Annotated in this window: 11 protein-coding genes; 7 read left to right on the forward strand and 4 right to left on the reverse strand. The window is 66.4% G+C overall.

Annotated elements, in window-relative coordinates:
• Positions 1 to 244 precede the first annotated feature (244 nt).
• The 3 genes from J1N50_RS12005 to J1N50_RS12015 form a co-directional block, all read right to left on the reverse strand.
• Complete coding sequence (locus J1N50_RS12005) at positions 245 to 1006, reverse strand: SDR family NAD(P)-dependent oxidoreductase (protein ID WP_246553439.1); 762 nt, start codon at positions 1004 to 1006, stop codon at positions 245 to 247.
• Positions 1003 to 2490: an AMP nucleosidase gene (locus tag J1N50_RS12010; protein ID WP_215353724.1), complete on the reverse strand. Its 1488-nt coding sequence runs from the start codon at positions 2488 to 2490 to the stop codon at positions 1003 to 1005. The genes J1N50_RS12005 and J1N50_RS12010 overlap by 4 nt, the downstream gene beginning before the upstream one ends.
• A 183-nt stretch (positions 2491 to 2673) precedes the next feature.
• Positions 2674 to 3156, reverse strand: coding sequence for a peroxiredoxin (locus tag J1N50_RS12015; RefSeq protein WP_215353726.1), 483 nt, complete (start codon positions 3154 to 3156; stop codon positions 2674 to 2676).
• Positions 3157 to 3272: 116 nt separating this feature from the next.
• Here J1N50_RS12015 and J1N50_RS12020 point away from each other — a divergent pair, with 116 nt between their 5' ends.
• Complete coding sequence (locus tag J1N50_RS12020) at positions 3273 to 3857, forward strand: YqgE/AlgH family protein (RefSeq protein WP_425516940.1); 585 nt, start codon at positions 3273 to 3275, stop codon at positions 3855 to 3857.
• 3 nt (positions 3858 to 3860) lie between these two features.
• Here J1N50_RS12020 and J1N50_RS12025 read toward each other — a convergent pair whose 3' ends face one another.
• Positions 3861 to 4256: a hypothetical protein gene (locus tag J1N50_RS12025; protein WP_215353728.1), complete on the reverse strand. Its 396-nt coding sequence runs from the start codon at positions 4254 to 4256 to the stop codon at positions 3861 to 3863.
• 417 nt (positions 4257 to 4673) lie between these two features.
• On the opposite strand from J1N50_RS12025, the gene ahcY reads away from it, so the two are divergent.
• The 6 genes from ahcY to J1N50_RS12055 all read left to right on the forward strand — a co-directional run bounded on the left by ahcY (position 4674) and on the right by J1N50_RS12055 (position 13995).
• Positions 4674 to 6089 (forward strand): adenosylhomocysteinase, encoded by a 1416-nt coding sequence (gene ahcY / locus J1N50_RS12030; protein WP_215353730.1) that lies wholly within the window; start codon positions 4674 to 4676, stop codon positions 6087 to 6089.
• A gap of 169 nt (positions 6090 to 6258) precedes the next feature.
• A complete protein-coding gene (locus tag J1N50_RS12035; protein WP_215353732.1) occupies positions 6259 to 9294 on the forward strand; it encodes a TonB-dependent receptor plug domain-containing protein in 3036 nt (1011 codons plus the stop codon).
• Between the two features lie 207 nt (positions 9295 to 9501).
• Complete coding sequence (locus tag J1N50_RS12040; protein ID WP_215353734.1) at positions 9502 to 11859, forward strand: PAS domain-containing sensor histidine kinase; 2358 nt, start codon at positions 9502 to 9504, stop codon at positions 11857 to 11859.
• Positions 11856 to 12305, forward strand: a complete 450-nt coding sequence (gene tsaE, locus J1N50_RS12045; RefSeq protein WP_215353736.1) for a tRNA (adenosine(37)-N6)-threonylcarbamoyltransferase complex ATPase subunit type 1 TsaE — start codon at positions 11856 to 11858, stop codon at positions 12303 to 12305. Before J1N50_RS12040 ends, tsaE begins: the two co-directional genes overlap by 4 nt.
• A complete protein-coding gene (locus J1N50_RS12050; protein ID WP_215353745.1) occupies positions 12302 to 13279 on the forward strand; it encodes an aminoglycoside phosphotransferase family protein in 978 nt (325 codons plus the stop codon). The genes tsaE and J1N50_RS12050 overlap by 4 nt, the downstream gene beginning before the upstream one ends.
• Positions 13276 to 13995, forward strand: coding sequence for a nucleotidyltransferase family protein (locus tag J1N50_RS12055; RefSeq protein ID WP_215353747.1), 720 nt, complete (start codon positions 13276 to 13278; stop codon positions 13993 to 13995). Before J1N50_RS12050 ends, J1N50_RS12055 begins: the two co-directional genes overlap by 4 nt.
• Positions 13996 to 14054: the final 59 nt, after the last annotated feature.

Below are 14054 nucleotides of genomic sequence, written 5' to 3' on the forward strand. Positions count from 1 at the left end.
TGAAACAGCGAGGCCATCGCCGCAGCCAGCATGACGAGCTTGGGGCGTCCGCTCCCCACCCCAAAGCAGACACCGCCCTCACATAGGCCTTTCCTACATTATCGCGCTGTGTCAGCCTTCATCCGGCTGTTTCGTCTGGTGGATAAACACAGCCCGGCATCCGAGATGCGTTCGGCAGCCCTCCTGGTCCAAATCGCCGGTCGCATAAGGCTGAACTTTCCTGAACTTTGGAAGCTAGGCCGCCTCAAGCATTCCGCGCCATCAGCCCGCCGTCGACCGGGATCACCGCGCCGGTGATATAGCTCGCCGCGGGCAGCACGAGGCTGAGCGTCATATGCGCGACCTCCTCGGGCTCGCCATAGCGGCGGAGCGCGGTGCGGCGCTTGGCGAAGACCGCCTTGTCCTCCTCGGGCACCTTGTCGGTCATGCCGGTGCGGATCGGGCCGGGGCAGATGCAGTTGACCGTGATGCCGTCCCTGCCGAGGTCGACCGCGAGGCCGCGGGTGAGACCGACGACGCCCGATTTGGCCGCGACATAAGGCGTATCGCCCGGCGTCGCGCCGAGACCCTCGGTAGAGGCGATGTTGACGATACGCGCGGCGTCGCTTTGGCGCAGGTGCGGCAGCGCGGCGCGGACCATGCGCTGGTGCGCGGTCAGCATCACCGCGAGCGCGCGGTGCCAGATCGCCTCATAGTCATCCTCCGCGTCGAGCGGGGCGAAGCTGGAGACGCCGGCGTTGTTGATCAATATGTCGATGCCGCCGAAATGCGCGGCGATGGCAGCGACGGTCGCCTTGATCGCTTCGCCGTCGGCGACGTCGAGCGCGAAAGCCTTGGCGTTCGGTCCGGCTTCGGCGGCAACGGCTTCGCAGGCGGCGAGATCGAGGTCGGTGACTGCGACCTTCGCGCCTTCGCTGGCGAGGAGCAGCGCCGTCGCCCGGCCCATACCGCTCGCCGCGCCCGTGACGATGGCGACGCGTCCCGCGATGGAGCGCGACAGCGTCAACGGAATGGCGGCTCGTTGAAGGCGCGGAGCTTGCGGCTGTGGAGCTTGGCTCCCTCGTCGCGCATCGTCTCGCACGCGCGGATGCCGATCTGGAGGTGCGCGGCGATCGCTTCTTCGTAGAAGCGGTTCGCCTGTCCGGGCAGCTTGAGCTCGCCGTGGAGCGGCTTGTCGCTGACGCAGAGCAGGGTGCCATAGGGGACGCGGAAGCGGTAACCTTGCGCAGCGATCGTGGCGCTTTCCATGTCGATGCCGATCGCGCGCGACTGCGAGAAGCGGAGCGCGCTGTCGGTGTAGCGCAGCTCCCAGTTGCGGTCGTCGGTGGTGACGACGGTGCCGGTGCGCATCCGTTTCTTGAGGTCGGCGCCGCTGGTGCCCGACACGCTCTCCGCCGCGCTGGCCAGCGCCTGCTGCACTTCGGCGATCGGCGGGATCGGGATTTCGGGGGGCAGGACGCTGTCGAGGATATGGTCGTCGCGGAGGTAGGCGTGGGCGAGGACATAGTCGCCGATGCGCTGGCTGGGGCGAAGGCCGCCGCAGTGGCCGATCATCAGCCACGCTTCGGGGCGGAGGACCGCGAGATGGTCGCAGATCGTCTTCGCGTTCGACGGCCCGACGCCGATGTTGACGAGCGTGATGCCGCCGCCGTCGGGCGCGATGAGGTGGTAGGCCGGCATCTGGTGCCGCCGCCACGCGCTGTCGGCGACCAGCGCGCTCGCGTTGACGCCGGGCTGGTCGACGTAGAGGCCGGCCGCGCCCGCGAGCGCGGTATAGCGGCCCTGCCCGACCTGCGCCCCCGCCCAGGCGACGAATTCGTCGACATAGCGGTGGTAGTTGGTGAAGAGGATATAGCGCTGGAAATGCTCGGGCGCGGTGCCGGTGTAGTGGCGGAGGCGCGCGAGGCTGAAGTCGGTGCGCAGCGCGTCGAACAACGCGAGCGGCTGATCGGCGGCGGGGTCCTGCCCGAACAGCCCGTCGGCGAGTTCGTCGCCGATGTCGGCCAGCTCGGTGGTCGGGAAGTGCCGCGCGAGTTCGAGCGGGGTGACACCGCCCATGTCCGACCCGTCGCTGGCGTCGAGGACATAGGGGAAGGGGATCTGCTGCCCGGTCCGCGTCACCTCGAGCGTGACGTCGTAATGGCGTGCGAGCAGGGTGAGCTGGTCGCGGAGATAATCGGCGAAGAGATCGGGGCGCGTCACGGTGGTGACGAAGGTGCCCGCGCGCTCGAACTGGCCGAAGGCGAGGTTATGGCCCTTTTGCCCCTCGCGCTGTTCGCCCGTCGTGGTCAGGCGTATCGCCGGATAGTCGAACAGCCCGGTCGCGGCGGCGTCGGCCGGCGGCAGCGTGCGGTCGCGGACATAGGCGGTGATGGCAGATTTGAGATTGGAAACCGAGGTGCGGAAGCGGTCCTGCAGCTCGGCGACGATCCCTTCGACAAGGGCGGCGGGATCGGTGATGTTCTGATGGTTCGATGCGTCTGATGTCATCGCGACGCTGTTGCACGAAATTGTGTCAAAAGGGAAGAGGGCCGGCCCTGCCCCCTTCCTTCGTCATCCCGGACTTGATCCGGGATCCATCATCTCGACGCTGGCAGGAATGGACCCCGGATCAAGTCCGGGGTGACGATGAACGGGAGGGTGGCGCAGTGCTGCGCCGCCCCTCCCAATTCCTTACAGCTGCTCGAGCATGTGATCGGCGCTCGACACCTTGAATTCGCCGGGCGCTTCGACGTTGAGCTGTTCGACGACGCCGTCGTTGACGATCATCGAGAAGCGCTGGCCGCGCTTGCCCATGCCGAAGGCGGTGCCGTCCATGGTGAGACCGACCGCATCGGCGAAGGCGCCGTTGCCATCGGCAAGCATCGTCACGCTCTCGCCCGCGCCGGCGCTCTTGCTCCACGCCCCCATCACGAAGGCATCGTTGACCGCGGTGCAGACGATTTCGTCGACGCCCTTGGCTTTGAGCTCGTCGGCCTTGTCGACGAAGCCCGGCAGGTGCTTGGCCGAGCAGGTCGGGGTGAAGGCGCCGGGGACCGAGAAGAGCGCGACCTTGCGGCCCTTGAAATAATCGGCGGTGGTCACCTGTTCGGGGCCGTTCTCGGTAACCTTCACGAAGGTCGCGTCGGGCAGCTTGTCGCCGGGCTGGATTGTCATCGGGGGCATCCTTTCGTTGGAGGGGATCGTGTCGGACGCGACATTGGCTCGGCGTCGCCCGGAGTCAAGCGCGTCCGGTTCGGACAATTCACGGAAAGGCGCTGGACCCCGCCGCGATGGCGGGGCATGGTATCGCGATGGAGAATGCACCGACCTTCTTCACCGGCCAGTTGCTGCTCGCGCTGCCCGGGATCGGCGACCCCCGCTTCGAACATGCGGTGATTGCGATGATCAGCCATGATGCGGAAGGCGCGATGGGGATCGGGATCGCCGACCCGATCGACGGCATGACCGTCGGCGCGGTGCTCGACCAGCTCGAGATCGACCATGACGATCCGCTCGACCAGCCGGTCTATCTCGGCGGACCGGTCGAAACCTCGCGCGGGTTCGTGATCCACAGCCGCGACTGGGGCGGCGAGGGGGCGGTGCAGGTCGCGGACCGCTGGATGGTGTCGAGCTCGCACGACATATTGCGCGCGATCGGCCAGGGGCGCGGGCCGAAACGATGGATGGTCGCCCTGGGCTATGCGGGCTGGTCGCCGGGACAGCTCGAGGGCGAGATGGTTCGCCACGGCTGGCATGTGACGCCGGGCAGCGACGCGCTGATCTTCGAAACGCCGCCCGCCAGGCGCTGGCAGGCGGCGTTTGCCGAAGCGGGAGTGGATGCCCGCCTGCTCACCACCGAAGGCGGCGAGGCATAATCCTCAGCGTGCGAGGGCGAGGAGCGGCTTGCCCTGGTTGAGGTTGGCGAGCGCGGTGCGCGCCGCCCAGCGCGAATCCATATAGCTGCCGTTCGCGAGCTCGACGTCGTAGCGGATATCGCTGGTGATGGCGGCCTTGTAGGCGGTCTGCGCATCGGCGGTCTTGCCGAGGCGGGCATAGGCGGTGCCGAGGTTGATCAGCCGCGAGGGATCCCGCGCGTCGATGTCGCTGTGCGTCAGCTTGTCGACCGCGAGCGCATTCTGGCCGGCTTTCAGCTCTTCATAAGCAACCGAAAGCGGCGCGAGACCCTCCTCGTCCGAGCCGGTAACGACGATCGATTGCGCTGCGGCAGGGGTCGCGAAAGCGAGTGCGACGAGCGGCAGCAGAATTTTTTTCATTGTCTGTATCTCCCCGAAAACTTTAGCCGATTCTCTCGCTCGCGCCGAGAAAAGTCAATATTTCGGACCCTGTGTAACAGTGATGTAACAAAGAGGAATTAGGCTAAACGCCAAGGCGCATTATAAATCGCAATTTTCAATATCTTGGCGTTCGCGGCGCGCTGTCACACGGTGGGGGCCCCGGCTGTCACATTTCTGCGCGCGAGAAATTTATTTTCGGCTGCCTCGTGTTTCGGGGCGCCGACTCGTGCGCAACGCGCGCGGCGCACCCCATCGCGCAAGCTCGCTCCCGCACCGTCGGTTGCAAACATATAAAGAAAACTTTATATTTGATCGCAGGCGCGCTTTCGGCTAGGGCGCGCACGAAAATTACGTGACCGCTCGCCTGCGGTCGAACTTGCCAAATGGAGACTCCCCGTGGCCACTCTCGCCGCCGACACCCGCGATTACGTCGTTGCCGACATCGGTCTTGCCGATTTCGGGCGCAAGGAAATCAACATCGCCGAAACCGAAATGCCGGGCCTGATGGCGCTGCGCGCCGAATATGGCGCGGCGCAGCCGCTGAAGGGCGCGCGCATCACGGGCTCGCTGCACATGACGATCCAGACCGCGGTGCTGATCGAGACGCTGACCGCGCTCGGCGCCGAAGTGCGCTGGGCGACGTGCAACATCTTCTCGACCCAGGACCATGCCGCCGCCGCAATCGCCGCGTCGGGCGTGCCGGTGTTCGCGGTGAAGGGCGAGAGCCTGGCCGATTATTGGGACTATGTCGGCCGCATCTTCGACTGGGGCGTCGAGGATGGCACGACCGCCAACCTGATCCTCGACGACGGCGGCGACGCCACGATGTTCGCGCTGTGGGGCGCGAAGCTCGAAGCCGGCGAGACGATGCCGGCCCCCGAGAATGAGGAAGAAATCGAAATGCAGCGCGCCTTGAAGGCGTTCGTTGCCGCCAACCCCGGCTACCTCACCAAGACGGTCAAGGCGATCAAGGGCGTGTCGGAAGAAACGACCACCGGCGTCCACCGCCTCTATCACATCGCCAAGAAGGGCGAACTGCCCTTCCCCGCGATCAACGTCAACGACAGCGTCACCAAGTCGAAGTTCGACAACCTCTATGGCTGTAAGGAATCGCTCGTCGACGCGATCCGCCGCGGCACCGACGTGATGCTGGCGGGCAAGGTCGCGACCGTCGCCGGCTTCGGCGACGTCGGCAAGGGCTCGGCCCAGTCGCTGCGCAACGGCGGCGCACGCGTGCTGGTCACCGAAATCGACCCGATCTGCGCGCTGCAGGCGGCGATGGAAGGGTTCGAGGTCGTGTCGATGGACGAAGCCGTGAAGCGTTCGGACATCTTCGTCACCGCGACGGGCAACGCCGACGTGATCACCGCCGAGCATATGGCGGCGATGAAGAATATGGCGATCGTCTGCAACATCGGCCACTTCGACAGCGAGATCCAGATTGCGGCGCTCGCCAATTACAAGTGGACCGAAGTCAAGCCGCAGGTCGACCTGGTCGAATTCCCCGACGGCAAGCAGATCATCATCCTGTCGAAGGGCCGCCTCGTGAACCTCGGCAACGCGACGGGGCATCCCTCGTTCGTAATGTCGGCGAGCTTCACCAACCAGACGCTCGCGCAGATCGAGCTGTGGACGCGCAGCGAGCAGTATAAGAACGACGTCTATGTCCTGCCCAAGCATCTCGACGAAAAGGTCGCGGCGCTGCACCTCGAAAAGCTGGGCGTTCACCTGTCGAAGCTGACGCAAAAGCAGGCCGACTATATCGGCGTGCCGGTCGATGGCCCGTTCAAGCCCGACCATTATCGTTACTGATCGTTCATAGTCCTTACCGGACGTTCACAATTTGTTGCGTTTGGGCCACATCGCTCCCCGAAAATCGGGGCGCGGGTGGCCCTTTCGCGTTATCGCGTTGACATGTCGATCATTTGATCCTGATCTGGAGCTAGCCGGGGGGCATGACGACCAGGAAGGAGTTCCGGGGATGATCACCTCGCGCGACATGCGGGCTGGCTTTTACACGAGTATTTCGGCCCTCGCATTTTTTGCCTCTACCGTTCCGGCCTGCGCCCAGGACACGGCAGCCGACACCCAGAGCAGCGATACGGCGGCGCCGGCGGACGAGGGGTCCGGCGACGAGATCATCGTCACCGGCTCGCGCATTCCGCGCGCCGGTTTCGACACGATCCAGCCCGCGCTGGTCACCACCGCCGAACAGATCGACAAGCGCGGCTATACCAACATCGGGCAGGCGCTGTCCGAGTTGCCGGCCTTCGGCGTTCCCGGGAACAGCAATGTCGGCGCGCAGGCGGGCTCCTTCGGGGCGGGCCAGACCTTTGCCGATTTCTTCTCGCTGGGCAGCCAGCGCACGCTGACGCTGGTCAACGGGCGGCGGTTCGTGTCGTCGAACACCTCGTCGATCTTCGGCCCCGTCGCGGCGGGCAGCCAGGTCGACCTCAACGTCATTCCCGAGACGCTGGTCGAGCGGATCGAGACCGTCGCGGTCGGCGGCGCGCCGATCTATGGCTCCGACGCCATCGCGGGCACCGTCAACATCATCCTGAAGAAGGATTTCGAAGGGCTCGAGTTGAAGGCGCAGACGGGGATCTCGCAGCGCGGCGACGCGCCCGAATATCGCATCAACGGCCTGTGGGGCATGAACTTCGCCGACGGGCGCGGCAACATCACCGTCAGCGGCGAATGGAATCGCGCGACCGGCCTCACGACCGAGAGCCGCTTCCTGACGAGCGCGCGCGGGCCGTTCTTTACGACCGCCGCCGATCCGAGCGCGCCGTTCCAGCAGCAGCTCTATTATGGCCAGCGCTATAATATCTTCACCAGCAGCGGCGTGCCGCTGGCGGGCGACAGCATTCCCGAATTCGCGGGCATCTTCGACCAGCAGGGCAATGTGCTGACCTTCAACGAGTCGGGCCGCCTCGTCCCGCTCGATTTCGGGACCCGGACGGGCAGCCTGATCGAAAGCGTAGGGGGGAACGGTTTCCCGCTGGCCGACTTCGGCAACCTGGCGACGAACACCGAGCGCTATCTGGGCAACGTCCTCGCCAATTTCGAGATCAACGACAATATCCGCTGGTTCGGCGAAGGCTGGTACGCGCACAGCAAGGGGACGAACCTGCGCGACCAGCCGGTGTATAACACCGCGCTGTTCGGCAATGCCGGCGATCCCGACGGCAATTTGATCTTCAACCTCGACAACCCCTATCTCGACCCTGCCGACCGCGCGATCATCGCGGCGAATCTCGCCCCGGGCGATACGCAGTTCCTGATGACCCGCGCGAACACAGATCTGGCCAGCGGCCGCGCATCGACGACAGTCGAGGTCTATCGCTTCGTCACCGGCTTCCAGGGCGAATTCGGGGCCGGTGACCGGACCTATAATTGGGAAGTGTCGGCAAACTACGGTCATTCGGAAACGCGCGGGCGCGAACGGGTGATCGTGCAGCAGAATTTCCTGAATGCGCTCGATGCGGTCGATCAGGGGGTGTTCAACGGCGGCGCGGCGAACGGCAACATCATCTGCCGTCCGGGCTATACCAACGCCAATATCGCGACACTCAGTTCGACGTGCGCGCCGCTGAACCTGTTCGGGGTCGGCCGCTTCAGCCAGGAAGCGCTCGATTATGTCACGACGATCGCCGACCCCACGGCGAACAATTCGCAGCTCGTGCTCAACGCGAACGTCAACGGCCCGCTCTTCCGCCTGCCGGGGGGCGATGTCGTGCTGTCGCTGGGCTATGAGCACCGCCGCGAGAAAACCTCGTTCGACCCCGGCACCTTCTATTTCGGCGAGGATGACGGCAACGGCGGGCGCACCCAGTTCGGCCGATCGATCCCGATCGACCCCGTGAAGGGCAAGTTCAACACGGACGAATTCTTCGGCGAGTTGTTGATCCCGATCATTTCGCCCGACATGAACAGCTTCATCCACTCGCTCGAGTTCGATGGCGCCGCGCGCTACATCGACCATTCGATCGCCGGTGGCGACTGGACATGGACGGCGGGCGGGCGTCTGACGCCGGTCGAGGGTTTCACGATCCGCGGCAATTTCACCCGTTCGGTGCGCGCGCCCGCGATCACCGAAATCTTCAACCCGACCTCGCAGGCGTTCGATACCGCGAACGATCCGTGCGACGCGCGCTTTGTCGATTCGGGGCCGAACCCGTCGCAACGCCGGGCGAACTGTATCGCGGCGGGCATCACCGACCCCGACAATTTCACATCGAACATCGTCGATTTCACATCGCCGATCTCGGTGTCGGGCAATACCGACTTGCAGAATGAAAAGGCGAACAGCTGGACGGTGGGCACGGTCATCCGCCCGCGCTTCGTGCCGGGGCTGACCGTCGCGGTCGATTGGGTCAATATCAAGCTGAAGAAGGCGATCGTCACGCTCAATACCGAGCAGACGCTCGAGGCTTGTTATGACTCGGCGAATTTCCCGCCGGCTATCTGCAACGCGATCGATCGCGATCCCGCGGGGCAGGTAACGTTCGTGCGCACCGGCTACGCCAACGCCGCGTCGCTGAAATTCGAGGGGCTGACCGCCGAAATCGCCTATCGCCGCGAAGTGGCGCCCGACACGACCTTGGGGCTGTCGCTGAACTATCTCTACCTCAACAAGCTCGAAACGCGCGTCGGTTCGGGCGACATCGACACGGGTCGGGGCGAGATCGGCGATCCCAAGCATTCGTTCACGGCCAATATCAACATCGACCACGGCCCGGTGAACTTCCTGTGGCAGACGCAATATTTCGGCAAGAGCGTCTGGGACGCGGATGCGGCGCCCAATGCCTATGAGTATAACGGCGTCGGCGACTGGTGGCTGTTCAACGCATCGCTCGGGTTCGACGTCGCGAAGAATTTCGAGATGCGCGTCATCGTCGACAACGTCTTCGACAAGGCGCCGCCCTTTCCGGCGCCTGCCGCGGGCGGCACCATCACCTATTATTCGGGCATTCTCGGCCGCTATTTCCGGGTGGCCGGCAAGGTCAAATTCTGATCCGAAGGGGGCGGTGGGCGCTTCCTCCCCGCGGGGAAGCGCCCATATCGCCCCTCTTTTTCGTCCGCCGCCGTGTTTCCTTCCACCGACGCGGCGAGGCTCCCGGTCGCGATGTCATAAATCCCGATACGCCTGACGATTGAACAGCGCCCGCGCAATCGATAGGGGCGGATGAATGGTGTCTGGCGATCCTTCCCCTTTCAGACCATGCAGCTGAGTCCCGGCGCGCTCTTTGCCATCGGGCTGTTCGCCGCGCTCTGGCTGCTCGCCGGGCTGTGGGCGATCGGGCGCGGGGTTGCGATGCAGCGGCGGTCGGCCTTCATCGCGGGGCAGACCGACCGGCTTGCGAGCCTGGTCGAGGCGTCGCCGCAGCTTCCCGTGATCGTCCGGCCCGACTGGCGGATCGAGGCGGCCGAGCGGCTGTCGCGCTGGCTGGGGCTGGCGCAGGGGCCGCGCAACTTCGATGAACTGCGCGGGATCGACGCCGGGCTCGACCATGCCGGGCACGAACAATTGCGGCAGGCGATCCTTGGCGCACAGCGCGGGGCCAAGCCGTTCACGCTGAGCCTGAAGCCGCTCGGCAGCGCGCGGACGATCATCGTCCATGGCGCGGCCGCCCCGCAGGCGGTCGGCGGCGCGGGCAGCGTCCTGCTGTGGCTCAGCGACGCCACCGAAGGGCAGCATGCGCTGGCGCAGGCGCGGCGCGAACGCGACGAGGCGATGGCGGCATTCGAGGCCTTGTCGGGTCTGATCGAGGCCGCGCCCTTCCCGATGTGGTTCCGCGAGGCCGACATGCGGCTCGCGCTCGTCAACGCCGCCTATGTTCGCGCGGTGGAGGCGACGAGCGCGGCGACGGTGATCGAGGAGGGAGTCGAGCTGTGCGAACCCGTCGCGGGGATCAGCGCGACCGACGCCGCCGAAGCCGCGCGCACCGCGGGCGCGGCGCAGCAGCGCACCGTGCCGGTGACGATCGAGGGCGAGCGGCGGATCATGCGCGTCGTCGACGTTCCGCTCGCCGCCGAGGGCGGGCGCGTGTTCGGTATCGCGGGCTACGCGATCGACATCCAGGAGCTCGAGAGCGAGCGCGGCGCACACCGCCGCTTCGTGCGGACCCAGCGCGAGTTGCTCGACCGGCTGTCGGCGGCTGTCGCCCAATTCGGTCCCGACCAGGGGCTGGTGTTCGCGAACCAGCCGTTCCGGCGGCTGTTCGCGCTGTCGGCCGAGGATGTGTCGGAGGGACGCAGCTTCGCGCGCTCGCTCGACCTGTGGCGCGAGGGCGGGCGCACGCCCGAGGTGCGCGACTATCCCGAATGGCGGCAGGCGCATGTCGACTGGTTCGCGAAGCCCGATGCGAGCGAGGAGGACTGGTTGCTGCGCGACGGGACGCACCTGCACGTCGTCGCGCAGCCGACCCCGGACGGCGGCCTGCTGCTGATCGCCGAGGACCGCACCGAGCAGGTCCAGCTGGCCGGGGCGCGCGACACGCTGCTCCGCGTCCGCACCGCGACCTTCGACAATCTGTTCGAGGCGATAGCGGTGTTCGCGCCCGACGGACGGCTGCACCTGTGGAACCAGCGCTTCCGCCGCCTGTGGAACATCGACGAGCATATCCTGGCGGGGCATCCGCGCGTCGATACGCTCATGGGCGGGCTCGCCGACCGGCTGGCGAAGCCGAGCCAGATCAGCGTGATGCAGGAGGTGATCCGCGCCGCGACGCTCGAACGGACGCAGCGTGTCGGCGAGATACGCTTCGCCGACGGACGCCATTTCGATTTCGCGTCGATTCCGCTGCCCGACGGCAACGCGCTGCTGATCATGCTCGACATCACCGCCAGCCGGAAGATGGAAGGCGCGCTGCGCGAGCGGAACGAGGCGCTGGAGGCGGCGGACAAGGTCAAGACCGCCTTCCTGTCGCGGATGAGCTATGAACTGCGCACGCCGCTCACCTCGATCGGCGGGTTCGGCGAGATGCTGCAGTCGGGCTATGCCGGCGAACTGCCCGTCGCCGCAAAGGCCTATATCGACGCGATCATGGATTCGGTGGCGGTGCTCGGGCGCCAGATCGACAACGTCCTCGACCTTGCGCAGGGCGAGGCAGGAACGCTGGCCGTCGAGCGCGCGCCGGTCGATGTCCGTGCGCTGCTCGACAAGGCGCTGGCCGAAGCGAAACCCTTTGCCGCCGCCGAGAAGATCGAACTGGCCGGGCAACTGTCGACCACGCTCGGCACGATCGAGGGCGACGCCCCCCGCCTCGCACGGCTGGTGGCGGGGCTGCTCGACAATGCGATCCGGTTCACCGCGCCGGCGCGGCGCAACGGCGGCCGCGTGCTGCTGCACGCCGATGGCGACGACAAGGGGATCGAGGTCGTCGTCTCCGACAACGGCCCCGGGATGCCCGATGCGGTCGCCGCGATCACCAGGGGCACGCAGGCGGGGACGCAAAGCGGGGGTATCGGCCTCGCGCTCGCGCGCCAGCTCGTCGCCGCGCACGGCGGAACGATGGAGGTGCTGAGCGAGAAGGGGCAGGGGACGCTGGTGCGCGTCAGCCTGCCGCGCGGCGGGTGAGATTTCGCGCCGATTATACGCTCGCCGACGCCGCCCGCATCGGCAGCGCCATCGGTGCGGCGCTGCGGCCGGGCGATGTCGTGCTGCTGTCGGGCGACCTCGGCGCGGGCAAGACGACGCTGGCGCGCGCGATGCTGAAGGCGCAGGGGCTGGCGGGTGAGGCGCCAAGCCCGACCTTCGCGATCGTTCAGCCCTATGCCCCGCCCGAGGTCGATCTGCCCGTCGCGCATGTCGACCTGTACCGGATCGAGGAAGAGGATGAACTGATCGAACTCGGCCTCGACGATTATCTGCATGACGGCGCGCTGCTGATCGAATGGCCGGAGCGGCTGGGCACGCAGGGCTGGCCCGAGGCGTTGGCGCTGCGGATTTCGGGGGCGGGCGATGCGCGCGTCTTGACAGCCGAGGTGCCTGCGGCTTGGGAAACGCGATGGCCGCTCCGATGATTCCGCCCGCCCACGCCCCGGCGTTCCTCGCCGCGCATGGCTGGGGCGACGCCCAGATATTGCCGCTTGCGGGCGACGCATCCTTCCGCCGCTATTTCCGCGTGCGTGATGGCGACCGGCGCGCGGTGCTGATGGACGCGCCGCCGCCGCACGAAGACCCGCGGCCGTTTATCGCGGTCGCCGAATATCTATGCGAAATGGGGCTCAACGCGCCGACGATCCTGGCGCGCGATCTGGAACAGGGGCTGCTGCTGATCGAGGATTTCGGCGACGTGCGGCTGCGCGAGACCATCGACGAGGCGATGCACAAGGAGGCGGACTATTATGCGGGCGTCACCGACCTGCTCGTCCACCTCCACGCGCGGCCGGCGATGGAAGGCCTGCCGGCACACGGGCTCGCGCAATGGCTCGATGAAGTCGGGCTGTTCATTGACTGGTACTGCCCCGCGCTGGACCTCGACGTTGACCGCGACGGATTCCGCGCCGCGTGGGAGGCGGCGCTGGCGCCGGTCGAATGCGACGGCTTGCCACGCGTTACGGTGCTGCGCGATTTTCATGCCGAGAATATCATGCTGGTCGCGGGGCAGGAGGGCGTCGCGCATTACGGCCTGCTCGATTTCCAGGATGCGCTCGTCGGGCACCCCGCCTATGACCTCGCCTCGGTACTCGAGGATGCGCGGCGCGACGTGACGCCTGCGGTCGAGACGGCGATGCTCGATCGCTATGTCGCCGCGACCGGGCAGGGCGAGGCGTTCCGCAATGCCTATTGGGCGCTGGCGGCGCAGCGCAACACGCGCATCCTGGGGGTCTTCGTCCGGCTGTGGAAGCGCGACGGCAAGCCCGGATACCGCCAGTTCCAGCCGCGGATGTGGGGGCTGCTCGAACGCGATCTCGCGCACCCTGCGCTTGCCCCCGTCCGGCAATGGTTCGACGCCAATGTCCCCGCCTCGAAGCGGGCGGAGGCCTGGCCGTGACGGCGAAGATCGAAAGCGCGATGGTGATGGCGGCAGGGATCGGCAAGCGGATGCGCCCGCTGACCGCGACACGGCCGAAACCGCTGGTGCGCGTCGCGGGCAAGGCGCTGATCGACCACAGCCTCGACCGGATCGAAGCGGCGGGGATCGGCCATGTCGTAGTCAACGTCCATTATCTGGCCGACGCGCTGGAAGCGCATCTTGCAGCGCAAAAGCGCAGCTTCACGATCGCGGTGTCGGACGAGAGGAAGCAATTGCTCGAAACCGGCGGCGGGATGATGAAGGCCTTGCCCCTGCTGACCGGCGACCCGATCCTGATCGTCAACAGCGACAATATCTGGACCGATGGCCCGCAGAACAGCATTGTCAACCTTGCGCGCCACTGGGACGATGCGAAGATGGATGCGCTGCTGCTGGTGATCCGGCAGGCGAGCGCGACCGGACACGGCGGCAAGGGCGATTTCCACATGGATCCTGCGGGGAAGCTGTCGCGGCGAAAGCCGGGGCGGATCGCGCCCTTCGTCTATACCGGTATCCAGCTCGTCTCGCGGCGCCTGCTCGTCGATGCGCCCGAGGGGCCGTTTTCAACCAACATATTGTGGGACCGCGCGATCGCGGCGGGGCGGCTCTATGGGCTGTCGCATATGGGGCAGTGGTTCGATGTCGGAACGCCGGCAGCGATTGCGCCGACCGAAGCGGCGCTGGGCGAGGTCTGATCGTCTCAATTCGTCATTGCGAGCGCGGCGAAGCAATCCAGAGTTGCGTAAACCGCCCC

Source organism: Sphingopyxis soli, assembly GCF_018682675.1.
Lineage (GTDB): Bacteria > Pseudomonadota > Alphaproteobacteria > Sphingomonadales > Sphingomonadaceae > Sphingopyxis > Sphingopyxis soli.

Bases quoted from the DNA above. Each gene is read 5' to 3' on its own strand.
- J1N50_RS12015 (WP_215353726.1), bottom strand. From the start codon at position 3,156: ATGACAATCCAGCCCGGCGACAAGCTGCCCGACGCGACCTTCGTGAAG.
- J1N50_RS12035 (WP_215353732.1), top strand. From the start codon at position 6,259: ATGATCACCTCGCGCGACATGCGGGCTGGCTTTTACACGAGTATTTCG.
- J1N50_RS12010 (WP_215353724.1), bottom strand. From the start codon at position 2,490: ATGACATCAGACGCATCGAACCATCAGAACATCACCGATCCCGCCGCC.
- J1N50_RS12020 (WP_425516940.1), top strand. From the start codon at position 3,273: ATGGCGGGGCATGGTATCGCGATGGAGAATGCACCGACCTTCTTCACC.
- J1N50_RS12050 (WP_215353745.1), top strand. From the start codon at position 12,302: ATGATTCCGCCCGCCCACGCCCCGGCGTTCCTCGCCGCGCATGGCTGG.
- J1N50_RS12025 (WP_215353728.1), bottom strand. From the start codon at position 4,256: ATGAAAAAAATTCTGCTGCCGCTCGTCGCACTCGCTTTCGCGACCCCT.
- J1N50_RS12040 (WP_215353734.1), top strand. From the start codon at position 9,502: ATGCAGCTGAGTCCCGGCGCGCTCTTTGCCATCGGGCTGTTCGCCGCG.